We start from the raw sequence: 20,537 nt of genomic DNA on the forward strand, positions 1-20,537 counted from the left end.
ATGTCCCTTTGTCACTCTTATCACCCTAAAGATTCAACAGATTATAGATGATCACCGCTGCCTGAGCTCGATTGGCGATTCCTTTCGGCGTGAACCGATCATTTCCGGTTCCTTGGATCACGCCTTTCTCGGCCAAGAGTGCCACTGCGTTTCTTGCATAACCTGCAATGCTGCTGCCGTCTTTAAACTTCGCCAAGGTACCATCCTCATCCTGTGCCTTCATATCGGTGAATAATGTCAATGCATTGGCGCTCATGATCGCCATTTCCTGACGGGTTATCGGCCGGTTCGGCTCGAATTTGCCGCCGCCGATGCCTTGGGCCAGCCCGGCCTCTACCGCAGATGCGATGATCGCATAGTGCCAATCGGATGGCCTTACATCGGTAAATTCAAGCTCTGCCTCCCCTGTTAGCTGGAAGGCTCGGACCAGCATGGCCAGAAATTCGGCTCGTGTCACCGATTTCAGCGGCTGGAACGAATCCTGCCCCACTCCCTTTACGATACCAAGCGCAGCGAGTTCCTCAATCGCCGCTTTCGCCCAGCCTATGCTGTCCACATCGTTGAACACCGGAGGTTTCGGCGGAGTCGGCGGCGTTACGGGAGGTGTCACCGGCGGAGTGACCGGTGGAGTGACCGGTGGAGTTACAGGCGGGGTCACTGGAGGCGTCACCGGTGGACTCGGATTCCCCGGCGGGTCAACCGGCGGCTCGCCGCTGTCTCCCGCTGTTATCGTTACGGATGGACTCTGACTGCTCTCGTTATGCAAACGATCGACAGCCGTCACAACATACGTGTAGGTTTGTCCCTTTGCGACAGTATGATCGATATAGGACTGCGTTATACCGGCTGTTTTCCTGAAGGTCCCTAACAAATGCGCCGGGTCCTGCATATTGCCGGCGGCTCGTCCATCAAAACGATAAACCGCGTAATATGTCTCGTCGTCAATCGAAGACCAGCTGAGCTTCACACCTTCCTGTGCTCGATTGGCCCTCGGCTGCTTGGGCGCAGAGGGTGCCGCCGAATCAATCCAAGGCATAGCCGGGATGAGTGCCGGATATCGGTACAGATCGTTCTTCAGTCTGTCCGTGAATCCGAGCTGATTCAGCGCGAACCATTTGGAGCTGAAATACATGCTGCCCCGGACTTCCTCAAAATTGCGGTTGTACTTCACCTGGTTCGGCATTTCCTCGGGATTGGACCATTCAGGTGTTGTCCCGATTCTATACACCGCCTGTCCGCTGTACAGATGCACATTCTTACCGGCAGCGACACCGCTCCACCAATCGATCAGCTTATCGTAGGCCGCTGCGGAGTACCCGATATTCCAATAAATCTGCGGCGTAATATAGTCGATCCACTCTTCTTCGACCCATTTCTTCGAATCCGCGTAAATCGCATGATAGCTCTCAAGGCCCGTCGTTTCGGAGCCGGCCTGGTCGCTGGATTTGTTTTTCCAAATACCGAACGGGCTGATGCCGAATTTCATGTAACTCTTCTCTGCCTTGATGGCTTCGTTCACGTTCTGAATAAATTCATTGACGTTATTTCTTCTCCAATCACTCTTATTTGTAAAGGAGCCCTTGTATTGATTAAAGGTATCCGTATCCGGAAAATCCACGCCGGTTACGGGATACGGGTAGAAATAATCGTCAAAATGCACGGCATCGATATCGTAATTCCGAACGACTTCCAGGACTCCATCAATGATGAACTGCTGTGCCTCCGGCACCCCTGGATTGAAATACAGCTTGCCGCCATATTCCTCAACCCATTCCGGGTGCTGTCTGGCCGGGTGATCCTCTACAAGCTGGTTGACGTCCCCTTGAAGACTGATGCGGTATGGATTGAACCAGGCGTGAAACTCCATGTTTCGCTTATGCACTTCCTCGAGCAGGAATGCCAGCGGATCATAACCCGGATTCTTGCCTTGTTCACCTGTCAGCCATTCCGACCAAGGCCCATACTCTGACGGATAAAATGCATCCGCGGTTGGTTTGATCTGCATAATGACCGCATTCATCCCCGCATTCTCCAGCTGATCAAGCAGGCTGATAAACTGCTCCTTCTGCTGGGCCGGATCGGTGACCCCTTTGGCTGGCCAGTCAATGTTGTCAACGGTAGCGATCCATGCTGCCCTCATCTCCGTTTTCGGATGCTCCGGGGTTTCATTTACCGTAATGTAGAGCGAGCTGCTCTTTCCCTGGAATGTGGCTGTTATTCTAGCGGAGCCTACCTTCAAACCGCTTACAACCCCTTGATCCGTAACAGAAGCGACGGTTGAATTGCTGCTGGTAAACGTAACGTCTTCTTCTATAGTTACCGGCTCATTCATCCAGGAGTACGTAGCCGATACAACCGTTTCAAAAGAATCTCCTACCGTCACGGACGTAAGTCCTTGAAGTTCAATGCTCTGCAGAACAGAAACAGGATCTGTCACCGTAATGGTGTGTTGTGTTGCAGCTCCCCGATACGAGGCGGTAATGGCTGCCGTTCCTTCGGAAACCGCGGTCAATTGACCCGCTTGGTCGACCGACACAACGCCTGGCTGATCGCTTGTATAACTGATCCCTTCGGTCATCCACACAGGATCGGTCTGGTTTCCGTAGACGGAGTAAACCACGCTGGTTCTCATGTCGCCGGTAACGCTAGTCTCCATATGAAGCGGTCCGGATAACAGCAATTCATAGGGAACCGGAGTATCCTGCGTAATATGAAGCTCATATTGAGCCCTAGGCGCATCGCCGTACTCAGCCGTGATGGTCACCGTTCCCGGCTTCAAGGCCTCAATGGTGTCGTATGTAGCGCCCGTAACGGTAGCGATGGTTTCGTCACTGCTGGTCAGTTTCACGCCGGATGTCAATAAGGCTGGTTCCGTCTGACCTTCATAAGTTGCATAGACTTGCGGCATGACCGATTCTCCAGCACCCATGGGCGTCAGCCCGCCGATGTCGAGCCCGTATACCGGGGAAGCCGTATAGAATGCGGTTAGTCTGTCGAAGTATACAGTACCTTTGTTTTTATTCGTATCCTTTAATTCGGTGACGTAGATTTGATTCACTTTGAGAGGAGTCTTGATGCTCGAGGGAACGTTAAATTTGACGTATTTCCAGCCCTTCCAGCTAAAACCGGAGGTGGTGGCTGTTAAATCAACGGCATGCTTACCGCCTGCAGAATCCTGAAGCTGCGCACGGAGCCAGTGGTTGCCGCCGTCGCCGTAAACCCATAAGCCGAGTGCCTTCGGTGATCCGGGAATGCTTCTGCCTGTTGATCCATCCGGGTCTTTGAAGTTGAGATAAGCCGCCGAGGTGCCGGATTCGCTGCCTACAAAATCATAAGTTAAAGCTGCAGCGTGACGCCCGTAATAGATTCGCTCCGGCCTCTCCGCTAAATCCAACTCGGCCTTCCCCCTTACGGAAGACGCAAACAGATTCGTTACTGATTCGAAATCCTCCAGCACCACCGCTCCCGGCTCTCCGCCGCTTGCATTCGTTTCAATGGAATTGCCCCACGCGGAAACGGCCGAACTGAACATCACGGCTAACGCCAGTGTCATGGACAGGACAGACTTGCTGCTTCGATAGACACGCCTTTTGGTTATCATTCATCAATTCACTCCCTATAGTATGAGTGCTTACAATCCTAAACCTTAATCCCAATCTGTAAGTAAATCGGGCTAACACTCACCTCCGATCCCTCGCTAGAGTAGATGATCGCGATGGACCTGATCTCTCGTTCATCTCTAGCTCTATCATATTGAAATTTTATTTCAAATTTCAATAGTTTTAATAAAATAAAATTTTATATTTTGAGCAGGAATTTTCATAGTCCTTGACGTAGACGGCATAAAAAAGCCAACACGGGACAAAACTCCCGCATTGGCTTCTTCCAACTCTTCCTTTATTTCGTATATTCAAGAAGTCCGATAATAAGTGTTACGGCTTCCGCCCGGGTGGCGACCTGCTGTGGAGCAAAGCGGTTATTGCCCACTCCACCTACAAGCCCTGCTTCAACTGCAGCGACTACATAAGGCCGCGCCCAAGCCGGGATATCCTTCGTATCGTTAAAGCTCAGCTTCGTTGCAGAATCGGTACCGATCCCGCTGGCGCGAACAACCATAGCAACCAGCTCTGCTCGGGATAACCCTTGATGAGGGCCGAAGGATCCATCCTTGTAGCCGCTTATAATGCCGGCTTCTGACGCCTGGGCTACAGCATCCTTCGCCCAGGAAGGGATCTTCGCTGTATCTGTGAACGTCAGGGCAGTACCACCTGCATTCAGACCCAATGCACGTCCCAGCATAGTGATGAATTCTGCACGCGTTACATGTTGATTCGGACGGAAGGTTCCGTCGCCATAACCGTTCACGAAGCCTGCTGCCACGGCCTTATCGATGGCTGATTTGGCCCAGTGTCCCGCCGTATCCTTCAGGACGGGCGGATTCCCGTTGCCGGAACCCGAGCCTGGATTGGTGCCAGGCTGAGAGCCTGTGCCCGATCCATTGCCAGGATGGGTCTCATTACCGGAACCGGAGCCTGGATTGCTGCCCGAGCCCGGGTTGGTTCCTGATCCTGGATTGGATGTGCCAGGACCCGGATCCGGTGTGCCAGGATTAGGAGTCCCTGGATCCGGATTCGGCGTCTGAACATCCTTCTTCACAATTCCGAATTGATCGATAATAAATGGCTGCGCTCCATTCAGGTTCTGATCGATTTCGTACGTAACAGCCGTCAGCTTGCCGCCGTCAATCGTAATGCCGACGAAATTTTGCACCTGGCTGCGTTTTGGTCTCCGGTTATCGCTCGGGTCCGGACCGTATTTGGCAGCGTGATTTTCGTCTGCAATTTCGAAGAGGTTGTAGTACGCTTCCCCCAGACTTGAGCTAGGGTTCTTATAATAGACCTTCGGACCTGCGGTTGCCGGAATCAAATAGATTGTACCGTCGGGATTTACCGAGTATTCCAGCTTCTCACCGTTTAACATCTCCGTAATTTTCACCGGTTCTTCCGCCTTGCCATCCGACTTGATCGGCTTGGTCCGTGCATAGATGTGATCATGACCCTGCAACACAAAATCAATGCCAAGCTCTGCCATTATCGGAGCTATCTTGGTGCGAACACCGTTAGCCCCCATAATATCGGAGTCTGTTGCATGGTTCGACGTGGTGTACGGGCCTTTATGGATGTTAACGATCACCCACTGCGCACCGTCCTTCTTGGCTTTTTGGACATCTTGTTTAAGCCATTCTACTTGCTCTACCGAGAAGTTATCGTATTCCGCCGAGCCTTCATTCGAATTCAACACAACGAAATGTGCGTTGCTGTAATCGTACGAATAATAAGCTCCGGTCTCCGTTGCTGAATGCTCCGGCTGCTGCAGATTAAAATGCTCAATGAAAGCATAGTTCTCATCCTCATGATTTCCCGCGGAAGGGGCCAGTGTTGTATGAAGCAGGCTTTCCTGCGAGTGTCCTAACAGCCAATCCCACTGCTCTTCTTTGACGCCATTGTCCACGATATCTCCATTGTGAACGACAAATTGTGCCTCCGGAACCGTAGCAAGCGCCTTGGCAAGCGTCTCGGATGAAAGCACCGCTTCATCTTCTTCCTTCGCCTGCGTATCCGCCAGATCAATGAATGTAAACGCTCCGCTCTTCGGTGCAGTCTGGAAGGTTCCCATGTCACTCCAAACGCCGAGTGTCTCATCGCCTACGCGGAAATAGTAGGTCGTATTCGGCTTGAGTTTGGCTGCTTCTGCTTTGTGTACAAGTTCTGCTGCCGAATTCGTAGAAGGAGCCGAACGTCCGCTAAACGAATTGGCGTTTGTGAAATCCGGTGCGGCAGACGTCTTCTCCACAACTTGAAGGTCACTGCCTGTCACCTGCTGGGAAGTATACCAGGTGAAACCCTTGGATGTTGTGGCATCGCCGTGGAATGTAACGGTCACCTTGCTCACTTTCTCCTGAACAGGATCCGGCTTCGTTTCCTTCATGATTCCGAATTGATCCACGATGAAAGGCTGCGCGTTTTTCTGGTTCTGATCGATCTCATACGTAACAGCCGTCAGCTTGCTGCCGTCGATTGTAATCCCGACGAAATTTTGTACATGGCCTCTGGCTAAGCTGGTTGTGTCCCCGTACAGACGGGCATGATTCTCTTCCGCGCGCTCAAACAAATTGAAATACGCGTCCCCGAGCTCCGGCTTCTGGTTCTTAAAATAAACCTTGGCCCCGGCGGTCGCTGGGATCATGTAGATCGTTCCATCCGGCTTGACCGCATATTCAATGCTCTCACCGTTCAGCGTCTCGGTAATTTTGGTGACATCTTCAGCCGTTCCGTCACGCTTGATCGGCTTCGTACGCGCATAGATGTGATCATGACCCTGGAGCACCATATCGATTCCAAGTTCATTCATTAGAGGCGCGATTTTACTACGCACGCCATTCACGCCAATGATATCGCTGTCGGTTGCATGATTCGAAGTCGTGTAAGGACCCTTGTGGATGTTTACGATAATCCATTCTGCCCCTGCAGCCTTCGCTTGCTCCACATCCTGCTTCATCCAAGCTACTTGCTCCGCGGAGAAGTTCGCATATTCGGCCGAATTCTCATTGGAGTTGAGCACGATGAAATGGGCATTGCTATAGTCGTAAGAGTAATATGCGCCGGTCTCTGTTGCAGCGTTATCCGGCTCCTTCACATTGAAGTGCTCATAGAAAGCGTAATTCTTGTCCTCATGATTGCCCGCGGACGGAGCGATTGTGGTATTCAAAAGGCTGGACTGTGAATGGCCCAAGAGCCAGTTCCACTCCTGCTCCGAAGTCCCGTTCTCCACCACATCCCCATTATGGACAACGAATTTGGCATCAGGGATGGTCGCAAGCGCCTTGGACAAGGTAGCTGCGGACAGCATCGCCTCGTCTTCCTCCTTCGCCTGCGTATCCGTCAGGTCGATGAACGAGAAGGCTCCGCTTACAGGTGCCGTCTCGAAGGTACCAGCCTCGCTCCACAGATTCAGACTTTCGTCCCCAACTCTGAAATAGTAGGACGTATCCGCCGCCAGACCGGTCGCTTCCGCTTTATGAACATGTTCGCCCGGAGAGTTCGCAGAGATGGAAGTCCGTCCGTGAAACACTTGCGCTTGAGCGAAATCAGGCGTACTGCCGCGATTCTCCACAACCTGAACATCGCTCCGGGATGATCCCAGCGGAGTATACCAGGTGAATCCTTTCTCGCTTGTTGTGTCTCCATGGAAAGTTACCGTAATCTTGGAGATATCCAGCACCGGAGCCTGTTCTAACGCGATAAGCTCCATATCGAAGTACAGATCCGAGCTGCTGTCGCTCTGCTGGTGAACCTCGACCGCAATTTCGTTGCTGCCGTCCTGCAGGTATGTTTTCAGCGGCTCTGTCAGGTCCACATCCGCATATACAACCGGAAGGTCCTTATTGGAAGTGGCCTTGGTGGAATACGTGATTTCACCGCCAGGCATCCCCATACGTCTGATTTCATGTCCATTGACATAGAGCACGGCGCCGTCATCAACGCCAAACGTTCCGAGAATCTGGCCGTAACCGTCGATTTGATCCTTGTTAACCTGAAGATTTGTACGGAAGTAAGTCGTGCGGTGTTTGAGTTCTTTGTCCGTTCCATAGTCCATTACGGTCTGAAGCGGTCCAAATTCCGCAGTGGTTACACCACTTCCGTTATCCTTATAGCCGAATGGAGCCAGTCCATTTGCCCAAGAGGAGTCGTCATAGGTAGCGCGCCAAACGGTCGTTAAATCTTGTCCCTGATCAAAATATTTCCAATCGGCATTACGCTGCAGCAAAATATCCGGCTGACCCGGTGTTGCGGCTTCCGCCACCGCCGGGAATCCGAGACCTGCAAAAAATCCAAACACGAGTGCCGTGGATAACAGCATGGATAATAGCTTTTTGTACACGTGATTAATCATTAATTCTCTCCTTTTATTATGTAGGATGGGTCTGCAACACCGCTCTCAAACAGCTCCAGCATAACAAAGGGGAGTTAATGGCTTGTTATCTCTCCGTAAAACTTATGTAAATAATGACACCTGCGCTTAAAGAAGTTGCGCTGCTCCTGGGCCTATCCATATTTAATCACAAAAAAAAGCAGTGCGGGAAGTTCCTTCCACACTGCTTCGCTGCACACGAACCAACTTATCCTTCCGAAGGGTACTTAAGCCCCCATTGGCCCCGGATCTGATCCAGCAGCCTCATGATCGCAAGGGACTCATCCAATGACATCACGTCGCTCTCTAGCCGCCCTTCCAGCAGACACCGTCCCACTTCGTAAGCTTCGAAGTTATAACCCTTCGCCTGACGATCATCTAGGGCCCGTACCGGTTCCGCTCCATCTACATGAAGAGAAGCGGTTGTTGCGTTCAGGAAAGACGGAATATGAATATACCCGCCTGTCCCATATATATAAGCTTCATTCGTCAATCCGAGACGGATTGCCCCGTTTAACGAAGCCGTCTTGCCCGATTCATAGGATAGCACAACCGAGAACTGCTCATCCACGCCCGTTACTCCAATATGCGCAGTACTCCATATCTTCTCAGGCTGGGCGCCAAAAATCATCGATGCAAACGACACCGGATAAATCCCTGCATCCAGCAGCGCGCCTCCGCCGAGTTCAGGATTGAGCAAACGGCCTTGCGGATTCCAACCGCTCCGAAAACCAAAATCGGCCTTCACTAACCGAACGTCGCCGATAAGTCCGTCCTTCAACCATGCTTGCACCTGCCGAATGGGTGGAAGAAAACGCGTCCACATGGCCTCCATCAGGAACAGCTTCCGCTCCCGCGCAGCCGATACCAGCTCCTCCAGCTCATCCTCGTTGATCGTGAAGGGCTTCTCGCACAGCACGGATTTCCCTGCTTGAAGACACAACATGACATTGTCCCGGTGCAAGGGATGCGGAGTTGCGATATACACAACGTCGACTTCGGGATCTGACACAAGTTCCTCATAACTCCCATATGCCCGCGGAATATCATATTTAGACGCAAACTCACCTGCACTGCTGGTCGTACGGGAACCGACAGCCAGAAACTGGGCGTTCTCCACATAGGCAAGATCGGCGGCAAACTGCTCCGCAATCCAGCCTGTCCCCATGATTCCCCATCTGATCTTACCCGAATTCTGCATCATCATCCTCCTCTTCCTCTTCATGATCAGGTCTTGCCTAGAGCTTATAGAAGCTGTCCCGCTCCACCTTGCAAATTCGCAAGCCAAAGCTTTCATACCACTCGTTCTTGCCCCGTTCCTGCGCTACCTGATGAGCCGCGTTCTCCTTCCATAAACGTATGGCCTCCAAGGAGTCCCAGTACGAAACTGTGATCCCTAGACCCTCATCCCGAGCGGATTCCACCCCCAGATAGCCGGGCTGCTGCGCAGCGAGTTCCGCCATTTTATCGGACATCGCTCCGTAACCCCGGTCGCCCTCCGTTCGTTTGGACACAAAAATGCAGGCATAATAAGGCGGCTTCGGCGTATTCGCGTATTCCGTCATCCTCTTCCCCCTTTCCAGTTGCTGAATAGGTGTAACTTCGGCTTACGTTTCGTTCATTGACCCTGTATATCATTATATCGGAACTTCCGCCATACTTTAACCTGAAAAATAAACACCTCTCTCCTCTGCGATGTTCTACAGGTGGAGAGAGGCGTAATCGCCTAAGCCTTACTTCAGCTTATTCAACAGATTATAGATAACCTGCGCGCTTTCCGCACGCGTGGTTAGTCCTTCCGGTGCAAAGCGGCTCGGCGTGCGGCCCTGGATAAAACCGAGGGCATACGCAGTTTCTACCGCTTCCTGAACCCAGTCAGGAGATTCGGCGATATCCGTAAATCCGCTGCTCGCGCCCAGGTTCTCCTGCTGCTGCTTCATTGCATAGGCATAAGCGCGCACCAGCATGGCCGCCATTTCCTGACGTTTAATCGGGGCTTCCGGTGCAAAACGGTCTTGGCCGAGTCCGTTCACGATTCCGGACTCGCTCGCCGCTGCAACAGCCTCCGCGTACCATTTGCCTGAAGCTACATCCGCAAACGGTGCAGAACGTTCTGCTTGAAGGTCAAGCAGACGAACCAGCATCGCAGCAAATTCGGCTCGGGTCACTTGCTGAGCCGGTGCGAAGCGCTCCGTGCTGATGCCTTGGATAAGCTGCTTCGCGGCCAAATCACCGATGACCTTCGCAGCCCAGAACGATGAAGGCACATCCGCAAAGGTTTTCTCATAATCAAGCAAACCGTATGCACTGAAATGACGTATTCCCGCTGACATGCGACCGTCTTTGCTCACACCGCCAATGTACTCCAGCTCTCCATGGCCGGACAAATAGTACATGGAGATTCTTGAACCCTTGGCATCTGAGAATAACGGCAGTTCCAGCGTCATCGGATGATCGAACTCGGTTAAGCGGTGGACCTGACCATCCGCTGTCGTCAGTGCAAGCTGGAACTCCAGCATAGCTCCGGCTGCTGTCAGCTTCGCTCCGGAGACACGGACGGCTTGCGCGATGCGCTCCTTCATCTCCGCATCCGACAATGTGACGGCTCTCAGCTTGATGGTGCCCTTCTCAAGCTGGCCAGCATCTGCAAGACCACCCAGCTGGCGGAGCACCTCGGATGGAATCGTTATGGCCAAGTTGTTCGCCTCGATTCGTATGGAGCCGTCCTTAAGAATGTCAGCCGCATTGCCCGGCAATGTGAGGTCCGTAAAGCTTCCATCCACTGACAAGGTCACTTGCCCGTTCGACAGCTTAGCTGCAAGCTCACTGGCCGACAAGGTGATACTGCCAGACGGCGGTGTCACGGGCGGCTGTACTGGTGGATTTATCGGTGGGTTCACCGGTGGATTTACTGGCGGCTCCGTTCCCGGATCGGGATTGCCTCCGCCACGGGTGATCACCTTCAAGGCGTACTCCGACTTGAACCCTTCGTAGGTTGCCGAAATGACAGTTGCCCCTTCTGCTAAAGCCCGTACCAAGCCCTGTTCATCAATCGAGGCTATCTCCGGCTTACTGCTCAGATAAGTTACGCCTTCGATTAAGCGGATACGGCTACCGTCGGTATAAACCGCCTCCGTAACCGTCTTATCGGTATCCCCAGCCTTCAGCTCGGATTTGCCGCTTAAGGCGATCGATTCCATGCTGCCATTCGGGATTCGATCTACCGAAATATTCAGGTCTGTATACACATCCGGTGCCGCCGTGCTGGTTGCTCTTACGACCGCATTCCCCAGTCCTTGAGCCGTCACAATGCCGTCTGCTGATACGCTGACGATGTCATCCGACGGTTCGGAGCTGTATACGGACCATACTACGGTTCGTTCGGCCCCGCTTGGCTTCACCTCAGCCTGCAATTCACGGCTTTCGCCGACGGCAAGCTTAAGCTGGTCCGGGCTCACTATAATCTGCTCCGGAGCTGGCTTCGTTCCCGATTTCGTCAGCGTAAACTCGTCCACAATACGTCCACCAACCGTTTTGGTTACAAAATGAAGCTCGTCTCCCTTCACTTCCACGGAGGCGTACATCTGAGTCTGTTCGTCGTCGACCACCTCATGCCATCCCCGCTCCGTATGGGAGTAGAATTTGGGACCTGACGATCCCGCTACAACGTAAGTCGTGCCCTGACCGTCCGCAGCGATTTGATTGTCCATCATCGGGTAGGAACGAATATAAATATGATCATGACCGTTTAATACAAGATCCACGCCAAATTCCTCCAGCACGGGCGCCCACAAGCTGCGCACCTCGGCGGTATCGTAAATGCTGCCGTAAGGCCCGCGGTGGAACATCGCGACGGTCCATTTCTTGTCATTGTCAGCGAGATCCTGCTGGAGCCATTGCTTCTGCTTCTCCAGCTGATACTCGCTGTTCAGCATGATGAAATGAACGTCTTTGTAATCAAATGAGAAGTTCGTTCCCTTCAGGCTGTCCAAACCATTGCCCGGCTGGTTAAAGTGAGCCAGGAAATCCCCGTTCTCCTTGGTCCCCATCACTTCATGGTTGCCGATGGTCGACACTAACGTCGTATTCAGAAAATGCTTCTGGGCCTCATCGAACCAATAGTTCCACTGTTCTTCCAGGAATCCCTTGTCCACCATATCACCGGCATGGACCATGAATTCGGCATCCGGATGCTCGGCTGCCGCTTTGTCGATTGTGTTCCCCCACAGCTCGAATTCTTTGGCGGTAGAGGCCTGAGAATCCGCAAAATACAGGAATTTCGTGGTGTCTCCCGCAAGCTCGGTCGTTTTAAACGAGCCTTGAGCACTGTAATGGCCTTGGCCGTCACCGACACGGTACACATACTCTGTGCCTGGCTCAAGGCCGGACGCTGTCGCTTTATGGACGCGGACCGTCCCAAGATCCAAGGTATGGTACAGCTCGCTGGTTCCATCGATTTTCTGGACATTCGGGACATCGAAATCCGTAAATTCGGATTTCTTGGCCAGTTCCACGATGGTCCCGTCCGTTGCCGGGTCTGTATGCCAGTTGAACATCCGCGACGTAGTCGGATCTTCGCCCATGCCTACGCTGATGTTGAACGGCGTCGGGCTTCCGGCCAGCGGCGAAACCTTGAATTCCAGTGCCGGACTGTATTGATTGCCTTTCACCGCCTGCACCGTATACGTCTTGACCTGGGAGGTCAGAGTCCCCGTCTTCAGGATACCCGCTGCATCCGTTGTTCCCACCGCTGCTGCATCAGCCATGATCTGTACACCTTCCACAGGCTGACCCTGGGCATCGCTCACTTTAAATTCGGTCTCGTATCCCTGCACCGTTCCTTCCTGATTCCAGCTCAGCGTATAATGCGTTGCGATCCTGGATTCCATCGGAAGACCGAAGAATGAAAATTCGGTATTCCCCGTATCGGTGAAAGATACAGCCCCGGACGTAAGCGATATGATGCTACTGTCGGTTGCGTTCTTCTTCACATCATACCGGATTTGGCCGATCCAATCCGTATCCAACAGGGATGCGGTATGGATGTCCTTCCAGGTCACTTTGACCTTTCCTGTTGTAGCGTCAATGTCTGCGCTAACCTGGGCTGGACTCAGCTTGTCCCCCGGTATGAGCTCCAGATTCTCCACTTTGGTGGGATCGAATTGGAAATCGATATGACCACTGCGGATTTGGGACGTCTTCACCCCGCCGATATCCAGCGTGTAGCCGCCTCCCGCATAGACCGTGTCCGGTGTATCGTACACTACCCTGGCCGCACCTGTATTTACGGTGAAGTTCCATTCCTCAGTCGTTTGGTTACCCGAGAGATCACGGACGGTGACCTTCGCCTGATGGACACCATCGGCAAGCGGAACGTTTGGCGTGTAATGAATTCTTCCTTCCGGCGGATACAAGGTATGCTGTACCAGACTGCCGTCCAGATAAAACCGGATTTTGTCCGGATCAATCAGGGTGGTTCCCGGATGTGCAACAGGATCATAACCTGCATCCTCGGCATACACGGTAATGGTCGGTGTATTCACTTTGATCTCCGCACCGTTAACGGGCGAGAAATTCTTCAGAACCGGCGGCTCGATATCGTCATGGGCCGGACCGTATAATGCACGAATTTCGTCCACGTAGATAGCTCCGGCGTCTTTTTTCGTTGCCTGCGTTTCCATGTAACGAACCGGCATGTCCATCACCAGTGGAAGAGTTCTTCCTTTGGGAACGGACGCTTCGAGATACTTCCATCCCTTGAAATTAACGCCGACCGTCTGATCGGTAAAATCGAGCGGGATCGCGCCTTTGCTGTCACGAATCTGGGCACGGAGCCAGTGCGCGTTGCCGTCTCCATACACCCACATGCTGATCTTCTCCGGATAGCCCGGAATTTCGATATTGTCTGCTGTACCATTTGTCTGGAGATAAGCGCCGGAGGTGCCGGTCATCCCTGTAAAATCATACTCCAGCTTCAATGCACCATTACCGGAACGAATATAGGTCTCATCGGTTTCAATGGATACCTTGGTTGATTTGATCTGCGCGCCGGAGCTTGGTTTATAACGGCTTAAGCCGTTCTCGAAATCCTCAAGCATCACCGGTGGAAGTCCTACGTTTACTTCGATTGAGGTCTCAATTTGACCGTACTTCACGAAGATTTTGCCACTGACGTCCTGCTTGTCCGTGGCGGTAAACGTTCCGTTTCCGTCAATCGTCCCGATATCGCCTTCGGTACGCCACTCCAAACGGCTATTGTCGGCCTGTACCACTTGACCATTACGAAGCGCCGAGACCTTGAGCGTCTCGGTCGAGCCGGAAGAGAAGGTCTTCACCGCGTCAGAGAATTTGAGCTCGGTCAGCTCATCCACGATTTCCAATCCGGCTGTTCCGGTCAGATTGCCGGATTGTACAGATACCTCGGTCACTCCCGATTGGTTGCCTGCCGTAAATTTACCACTGGCGTCGATGGACCCGTAGGCAGGGTCAACACTCCATATCGCGGTCTCCGTCATCTGGGACGGATGCAGATTCTGATCCACGGCTGCCGTCTTAAAGGCAGCAGAGGAACCTGTCAGCACTCGCTCCAGCGTCGGAGCCACAACAAGTTTGTTCGCAGCTCCCTCGGGTGCTGTGTTCACCAGCAGAATCCCGTTGGCTGTCTTGCGCTCCCCGCCGTCCGATGGCGAGTTGAGCACTTTGCGCGCCGTTTCCCCCGGCAGGCGGGCAACGAAGGTAGCCGAACCGCCTCCGTCCAGGTTCAATGCGTTAACCACGCCGAGCTCCTGCAGCATTTCACCGAGCTCGATGTAGTTAAGCCCTTCGCTAAAGCCCGGCTGGCGGCCATCAACCTCGAACAGCACAACAGAGCCATCGGCTTTAGTGCCAACCACCGTTCTCGGATGTACGGCCGGATCGGTATGCTGCTGGACTACGCCATCCTGCACCAGCATCACCGTTCCGCCGATTGCCATCGTGACGTCCTGCCACTCGTTATCCAGCTGAAAACTTGCGCTTAATTCATCCCCCACCTTCAGCCCGGCGAGTTTGTTCCGCTGCGAGCCCGAAGCGGACAGAACCACTTGATCCGGACCTATCGGCGAATTTCCCTGATCCTTAAGAATAGAAGCCACCTTCATAGTCAAGGACTCGCCGCTGGCAACTCTGCCGCTCACGATATCCAGAATAACCTCGTCTCCAAGGTTATTGGTCATTGTTGTGGCATTAAATTTTTCGGTATAGAGAACAAGTGCATCCGCGCCTCTTAAACGGTTGATGGAGGATAAGCTGCTTACGGTTCCGCCAATCGTCACGTTTTTCGTTAATTTCGGACTGCCATACAGGCTGGTCCCGTCCTTCTTGATCCCAAAGGCGTTCCTCCCGCCAGGCGGGTCTGTCAGAAGCTCCCCGTCACCCATGAACAATCCGAGCGGAATGCCCGTGGACATATCGTAGAAATCTCCGTTCACCGCCGCGATGACGCGGTTGTCCTTCTGGTCTGCATCGGATGCCATTTTGCTGACACCCTGCATGCCATAAACCTTGCCGTCCGTCAGGCCAGGCTGAAGCTCCAGATTCCCTTGCGATGGATTAAACTCCACCATGTGAACCTTCTGCTCGCCGCTGCCCTTTTGCATATTCGCCCATGTATATGTAGCGCCTGGCCCGATCTCCATCTGCCGCATATCTATAACCGATGGGGCGGTGGCTGCCGGATCAGCTGCAGCAGCTTGTCCTGCGGGAAACAGCAAAGACAGAAACATCACTCCGCTCAGCAGTGACGATATTTTCTTTTTACTCCTTAACATGTACATCAATTCCTCCTTCTCTATGCTTGGACTCCTGTTCTTCCCCGGTGTATATCTGTCCGCGAACGAAAGACCTACTCGGGAGTATAACGCTGGCTTGTTAATTCCACCTCCATTCTGTATTAAGACGAAGTTAACTCTGCCGCAGGGGGCTTTACATTCAGTCATTAGCTGGAAGGGCTGCAAAAAAGTATGCTGCCAATCCGTATCCACCGCCTCCTGTGCCCAAAACAACTTGTCTTTTCTCCCTTCATCATATTGAAATTTTATTTCAAATTACAATACATTAAGTAAAACTTTATTTTATTTTTTGGAGCAGGAATTCCCGGTCGGGTGGCGTAAAAGCAGTTTTTGTCGAATACGAGGAATGAAAAAAAGCCTTGTCGCCAGTTTCCGACATTTTTTCGCGGAGGCTTTTTTGAGTGCGCATAAAAAAACAACCGCAGCTAATAGCCGCAGTTGTTTTTGAGAATCCCTATTATTTTTTGCTGACGTTGCCGTTGGCATCAATCTTCGCGTTGTAGGACAATTTATTCAGCTTCGCAATGATGTTCTTATTGTAGGTCTTGTCCATCAGGTTCGGTTGACCATTGATAATCTTCACTGGCGTGATCCGGCTCGTGATCTTGGAGCCCTGAATCTCGAAATGCACCATCATCGACAGCAGTGTCTTATCCCCGCCCCGGGTCGAGCGGTTAAACACAAAGTTTCCGAGCGAATAATAAATCGGTTTGTTCTTGTAATACTCTATGCCCATCAATGTGTGGCTGTGCGATCCAACGATGATGTCAGCACCCGCGTCGATCATCTGCTTCGCCATCGTGCGAGCGTATTCTTCCGGATAGTCGGCAAACTCCTGATTCCAGTGGATATACACAATCGTAAAATCGTTGTTTTTCGCGGACTTCTTGATGTGCGTCAGCATCGGCTCCATTGTGTAGGCGGAAGCGGCACCCGGGTGGTTCTTGCCTGCGATCCAGGAATTGCCCGAGAGTACCCGGCTCACCCCGAGCACCGCGACTTTTTTCCCGTCAATGTTCTGCACGTAAGGCTTGAAGGCCTCATCCAGATTGTGCCCGGCTCCCGTGTAGCCGATCTTCTGGCGTTTCAGATGTGTGATGGTATCAAGCATTGCCTGCTGTCCATAGTCGAGAATGTGGTTGTTGGCGAGTGTTACGCCGTCGATGCCCGCATAGGCCAGGCCTTGGAGTGTTTCCGGCTTCGAACGGAAGGCAAAGGTTTTATCTGCTGCCTTGCCCCGAATGGAGACCGGTGTCTCCAGATTGGCGAATGCCATGTCAGCCTTTTTCAATATGGGAGCTACCTTCTTGAACGGATATAAATTACCGAACCGCTCAATCTGGTTACCTACATAACCGTCTAATAGAATGTCACCTGCAAACACAAGACTGATCGGTTTGTCCTTTGATTTATTCGCTTGCGTGGTATTCCCCGATTTATTCTTGGCTTCCTGTGCCTTGCTCTGACTCTCCTTCCCGTTTGCATCCGCTGCTGAAACCATGCTGACCGGGAGAATCATAACGAGAACCAGAATGAGGCAAAATAATCTTTTCATACCGTGCCGCCTTTCAATAAGAGATTCTAAGAAGCTAGCAATTCACCTTCATTATCCTATCATATATTGATATAAAAGGGTAATTTTATAAAATAACCCATTTAATAGATAGAATGTAATTGACTCCTGAATGCAGATTCATATTCTTAGTAATACTACCCAATGAATGAAAATCTATCATTTTCTATTCATAGACTTAGACTTGAAAAGCACGCAAAAAGTTTCAAACTTTGCAAATCATATTGAAAACATTATGAATACCTTATATATTTAGACTTATCGTAATGGATTGGAATGATTTGATTGCGTTTTGTAATAAAATACTGAGAAATCCCTTACATATAAGTAAAGCTAAAGGAGCTGCATTCGATGGATATTCATTCTAACGGGGAGAATTCTCCTCCCGTGATTGACGATACAGACCGCAGGATCATGGCGATTCTTGGCAAGAACGGTCGAATCTCGTACACAGATCTGGCCAAGGAAATCGGATTATCCCGTGTCGCCGTTCAGGCCAGGGTCAGTGCCCTGATGGACGACGGCATTATTGAACGGTTCGCGGCGGTCATTAATCCGGAAAAGGTGGGGATTTCGGTGTCTGCTTTTTTCAACGTGGAGGTCGAGCCCAAATATCTGCAGCAAGTGGCGGACACGCTGGAGAACGAGCCGTATGTAACGAGCCTCTATCATATGACCGGGCCCAGCAAACTGCATATGCACGGACTGTTTACCAATCATAAGGAAATGGAAATGTTTTTAAATGAGAAACTCTACCCGCTTCCCGGCATTACGAGTGTAGACACCCAAATCTTGATCAAGCGGTATAAAAGCCGCATGGGCATCAGGCTCTAACTCCCACAACAGAAAGGACTCATACCTTTGAGCAGTAAACATAGCAACCCCTACATGGAATTAACGTTCGGCATGGTCCGAACCGGAATACTCGGCTACGGCGGTGGTCCTTCCGTTATTCCGCTGATACGGCACGAAGCCGTTGTACGCTATCACTGGCTGAGCGACGATGAATTCGGGGAGGTGCTCGCGCTCGCCAACGCGCTTCCGGGCCCGATCGCCACGAAGATGGCAGCCTATCTCGGCTACCGGGAAAAAGGAGCCCTCGGCGCGGTTGTCGCCGTTCTTGCGCACATCCTCCCAACCTGTATCGCGATGATTGCCCTGCTGTCTGCCGTCACCTTCCTCAGCAGCTCCAAAGTGGTCGCCGGCATGATTGCAGGCGTGACGCCGGTCATTGCCGTCATGCTGGGAACGATGGCTTACGAGTTTGGCGAGAAGGCCGTGAAGGGCCTCGGCATTTATGCCGGAATCGGATTTTTTGCCGTATCGTTTCTCCTGCTGGAGAGTTTCCAGATTCATCCGGCCATTGTGATTATATTGTTCCTCGCTTACGGCACGGTGCATTTCAAAACCGTATCCAAATTGAAAAAACAAAGACGGGACAAGGAGGGATCCGCTTAATGGAAGAATGGCTGCAGCTGCTGATCAGTTTTTTCATTGCTAACGTGCTCGGTTATGGCGGCGGTCCCGCTTCCATCCCGCTCATGTACAAGGAGATCGTCACCAACCACGGCTGGCTGACCGATCCGGAGTTCTCCAACATGCTTGCGCTTGGCAATGCACTCCCCGGTCCGATCGCCACCAAAATCGCCGCTTTTGTCGGGTATGACGTATACGGCTGGATGGGCATGTCCCTTGCCCTCGCGGCTACGGTTATTCCTTCCGCCGTCGCCCTCATTTGGCTGCTGAATCTGCTGCAAAAATACCGCACGTCACCGGTCGTCAAAGGCATGACCCTCCTGGTCCAGCCAGTCATCGCCATCATGATGCTAACCCTGACCTGGCAGATGGGCAAAAGCTCCGTCATCTCCATCGGCCTCCTGCAGTCGCTCGGCATCGCCGCCGTCGCCTTCTGGGCCATGAACATCCGCAAAATCCACCCGGCCTTGGTGATCCTGGCCGCGTTTGCCTACGGGGGGTTAGTGTTGTCGCGGGTGGTGTGAGGGGCTTGATTCATTGCAAACCATATACTGCAAACAAATATACTTCATAGAACGCAACCAATATAATTCTTAGGGTGCTTAACAAAAAAGACTACGATATAACGTAGTCTTTAATGCAAGCCAGCAGCTTTTTCGAAGGGATAAATTGGGTTAACCGGGAAAAACTATCCTAAACAAATAGTGCTGGAGTGATGAGTGATTGTATAACATGAAGAAAGTAATGTCGGCACTATTATGTGCCATATTTTTGTTTGGATTACCGCACGGGGCATCGGCAGATGATCATGGAACTGCTGCCATGCAGGCGGCTGTAACTGAACAGCCAGTCGAACGCCAGGCATTGCAAACTCAAGCTTTGCAACAGCTCAGCAAGGACACGGATTTTGTAGTTTATGCTCCACAACTGCCGCACACCGATTGGAAACTGGAGATTCCAGTTCCTTATCCGCACCTTCCCGGGAACAAAATAATCACTTTCACCCGGTTTAGCTACTTTGACATGTCCGGAGACATTTATTTAATGGGAGTTGAACAGCATAAAGCCCGCGGTTACAAGACTACTCGGTCCATTACAAGCATCGATATTAAAAACAAGACCACTAAAACCAAACAGGTAGAATATGAATTTAAATTCGATCTGAGTGGCGAACCGGTTACATGGAACGATATCGAAGGGAGATTTAAGTCGTGGGCATCCAGTCAACAGAATGGCGGCTTTCTGACATGGATTCAAGGCGATACTTACATTGAAATGAGTAGCGTTGTGTTTACTAGGGAGCAAATGATTGAAGTAGCAAAATCAATGAAACCAGTTCAACAATAGGTCAGTCGTACTTTAAAAATGCACTTCCACAGAGTTATTGTTGTTTTTAAAGTTCCTAGTTCCCAGACCACGACGTGGTCCGCAGCTATTTAAAAGAGCGAGTTGAAGGTAAATAACCCTCGACACTCGCTCTTTTCATTTTTGTTGAGCTAATCCACTTATGGTGATTATGGAAGTTGCCTCCCGTACCGGACACAGGATACCTTATTTCTCGAAAAACAGTACTTTTGAGAGGGTGAACGGACCCATAGGACCTTATTTACTGTCTTACTTAGTATTTGTACCCGTAATCCGTGCATTAGCGGATCTGGTGTCCGGAACATTGTAAAAAAACGACTTAT

At 51.7% G+C, this 20,537-nt stretch carries 10 protein-coding genes; 4 read left to right on the forward strand and 6 right to left on the reverse strand.

Annotated elements, in window-relative coordinates; translation table 11 throughout:
- Positions 1 to 25 precede the first annotated feature (25 nt).
- From WDY75_RS24795 to WDY75_RS24820, 6 genes are all read right to left on the reverse strand, one after another.
- Complete coding sequence (locus WDY75_RS24795; RefSeq protein ID WP_063478766.1) at positions 26 to 3,601, reverse strand: family 10 glycosylhydrolase; 3,576 nt, start codon at positions 3,599 to 3,601, stop codon at positions 26 to 28.
- Between the two features lie 296 nt (positions 3,602 to 3,897).
- Complete coding sequence (locus WDY75_RS24800) at positions 3,898 to 7,953, reverse strand: S-layer homology domain-containing protein (protein WP_063478765.1); 4,056 nt, start codon at positions 7,951 to 7,953, stop codon at positions 3,898 to 3,900.
- 226 nt (positions 7,954 to 8,179) lie between these two features.
- The gene (locus tag WDY75_RS24805; protein ID WP_063479756.1) at positions 8,180 to 9,175 is read right to left on the reverse strand and encodes a Gfo/Idh/MocA family protein; all 996 of its coding nucleotides are present in this window, start codon (positions 9,173 to 9,175) and stop codon (positions 8,180 to 8,182) included.
- Between the two features lie 34 nt (positions 9,176 to 9,209).
- Positions 9,210 to 9,536, reverse strand: a complete 327-nt coding sequence (locus tag WDY75_RS24810) for an antibiotic biosynthesis monooxygenase family protein (RefSeq protein WP_006208549.1) — start codon at positions 9,534 to 9,536, stop codon at positions 9,210 to 9,212.
- A gap of 168 nt (positions 9,537 to 9,704) precedes the next feature.
- Positions 9,705 to 15,779: a phosphodiester glycosidase family protein gene (locus WDY75_RS24815; protein WP_063478764.1), complete on the reverse strand. Its 6,075-nt coding sequence runs from the start codon at positions 15,777 to 15,779 to the stop codon at positions 9,705 to 9,707.
- Between the two features lie 478 nt (positions 15,780 to 16,257).
- On the reverse strand, positions 16,258 to 17,355 hold the full coding sequence (locus WDY75_RS24820) for a CapA family protein (protein WP_063478763.1): 1,098 nt from the start codon (positions 17,353 to 17,355) through the stop codon (positions 16,258 to 16,260).
- A gap of 369 nt (positions 17,356 to 17,724) precedes the next feature.
- Here WDY75_RS24820 and WDY75_RS24825 point away from each other — a divergent pair, with 369 nt between their 5' ends.
- From WDY75_RS24825 to WDY75_RS24840, 4 genes are all read left to right on the forward strand, one after another.
- Positions 17,725 to 18,207 carry an Lrp/AsnC family transcriptional regulator gene (locus WDY75_RS24825; RefSeq protein ID WP_006208546.1) on the forward strand — a complete coding sequence of 161 codons (483 nt, stop codon included), beginning with the start codon at positions 17,725 to 17,727 and terminating at the stop codon, positions 18,205 to 18,207.
- Positions 18,208 to 18,261: 54 nt separating this feature from the next.
- Positions 18,262 to 18,831 carry a chromate transporter gene (locus WDY75_RS24830; protein ID WP_063479755.1) on the forward strand — a complete coding sequence of 190 codons (570 nt, stop codon included), beginning with the start codon at positions 18,262 to 18,264 and terminating at the stop codon, positions 18,829 to 18,831.
- Positions 18,831 to 19,373 carry a chromate transporter gene (locus tag WDY75_RS24835; protein WP_063478762.1) on the forward strand — a complete coding sequence of 181 codons (543 nt, stop codon included), beginning with the start codon at positions 18,831 to 18,833 and terminating at the stop codon, positions 19,371 to 19,373. Before WDY75_RS24830 ends, WDY75_RS24835 begins: the two co-directional genes overlap by 1 nt.
- A 208-nt stretch (positions 19,374 to 19,581) precedes the next feature.
- A complete protein-coding gene (locus tag WDY75_RS24840) occupies positions 19,582 to 20,196 on the forward strand; it encodes a hypothetical protein (protein WP_036641235.1) in 615 nt (204 codons plus the stop codon).
- Positions 20,197 to 20,537: the final 341 nt, after the last annotated feature.

The organism is Paenibacillus glucanolyticus (assembly GCF_037333485.1).
In the GTDB taxonomy this organism is placed as follows: domain Bacteria; phylum Bacillota; class Bacilli; order Paenibacillales; family Paenibacillaceae; genus Paenibacillus_AQ; species Paenibacillus_AQ glucanolyticus.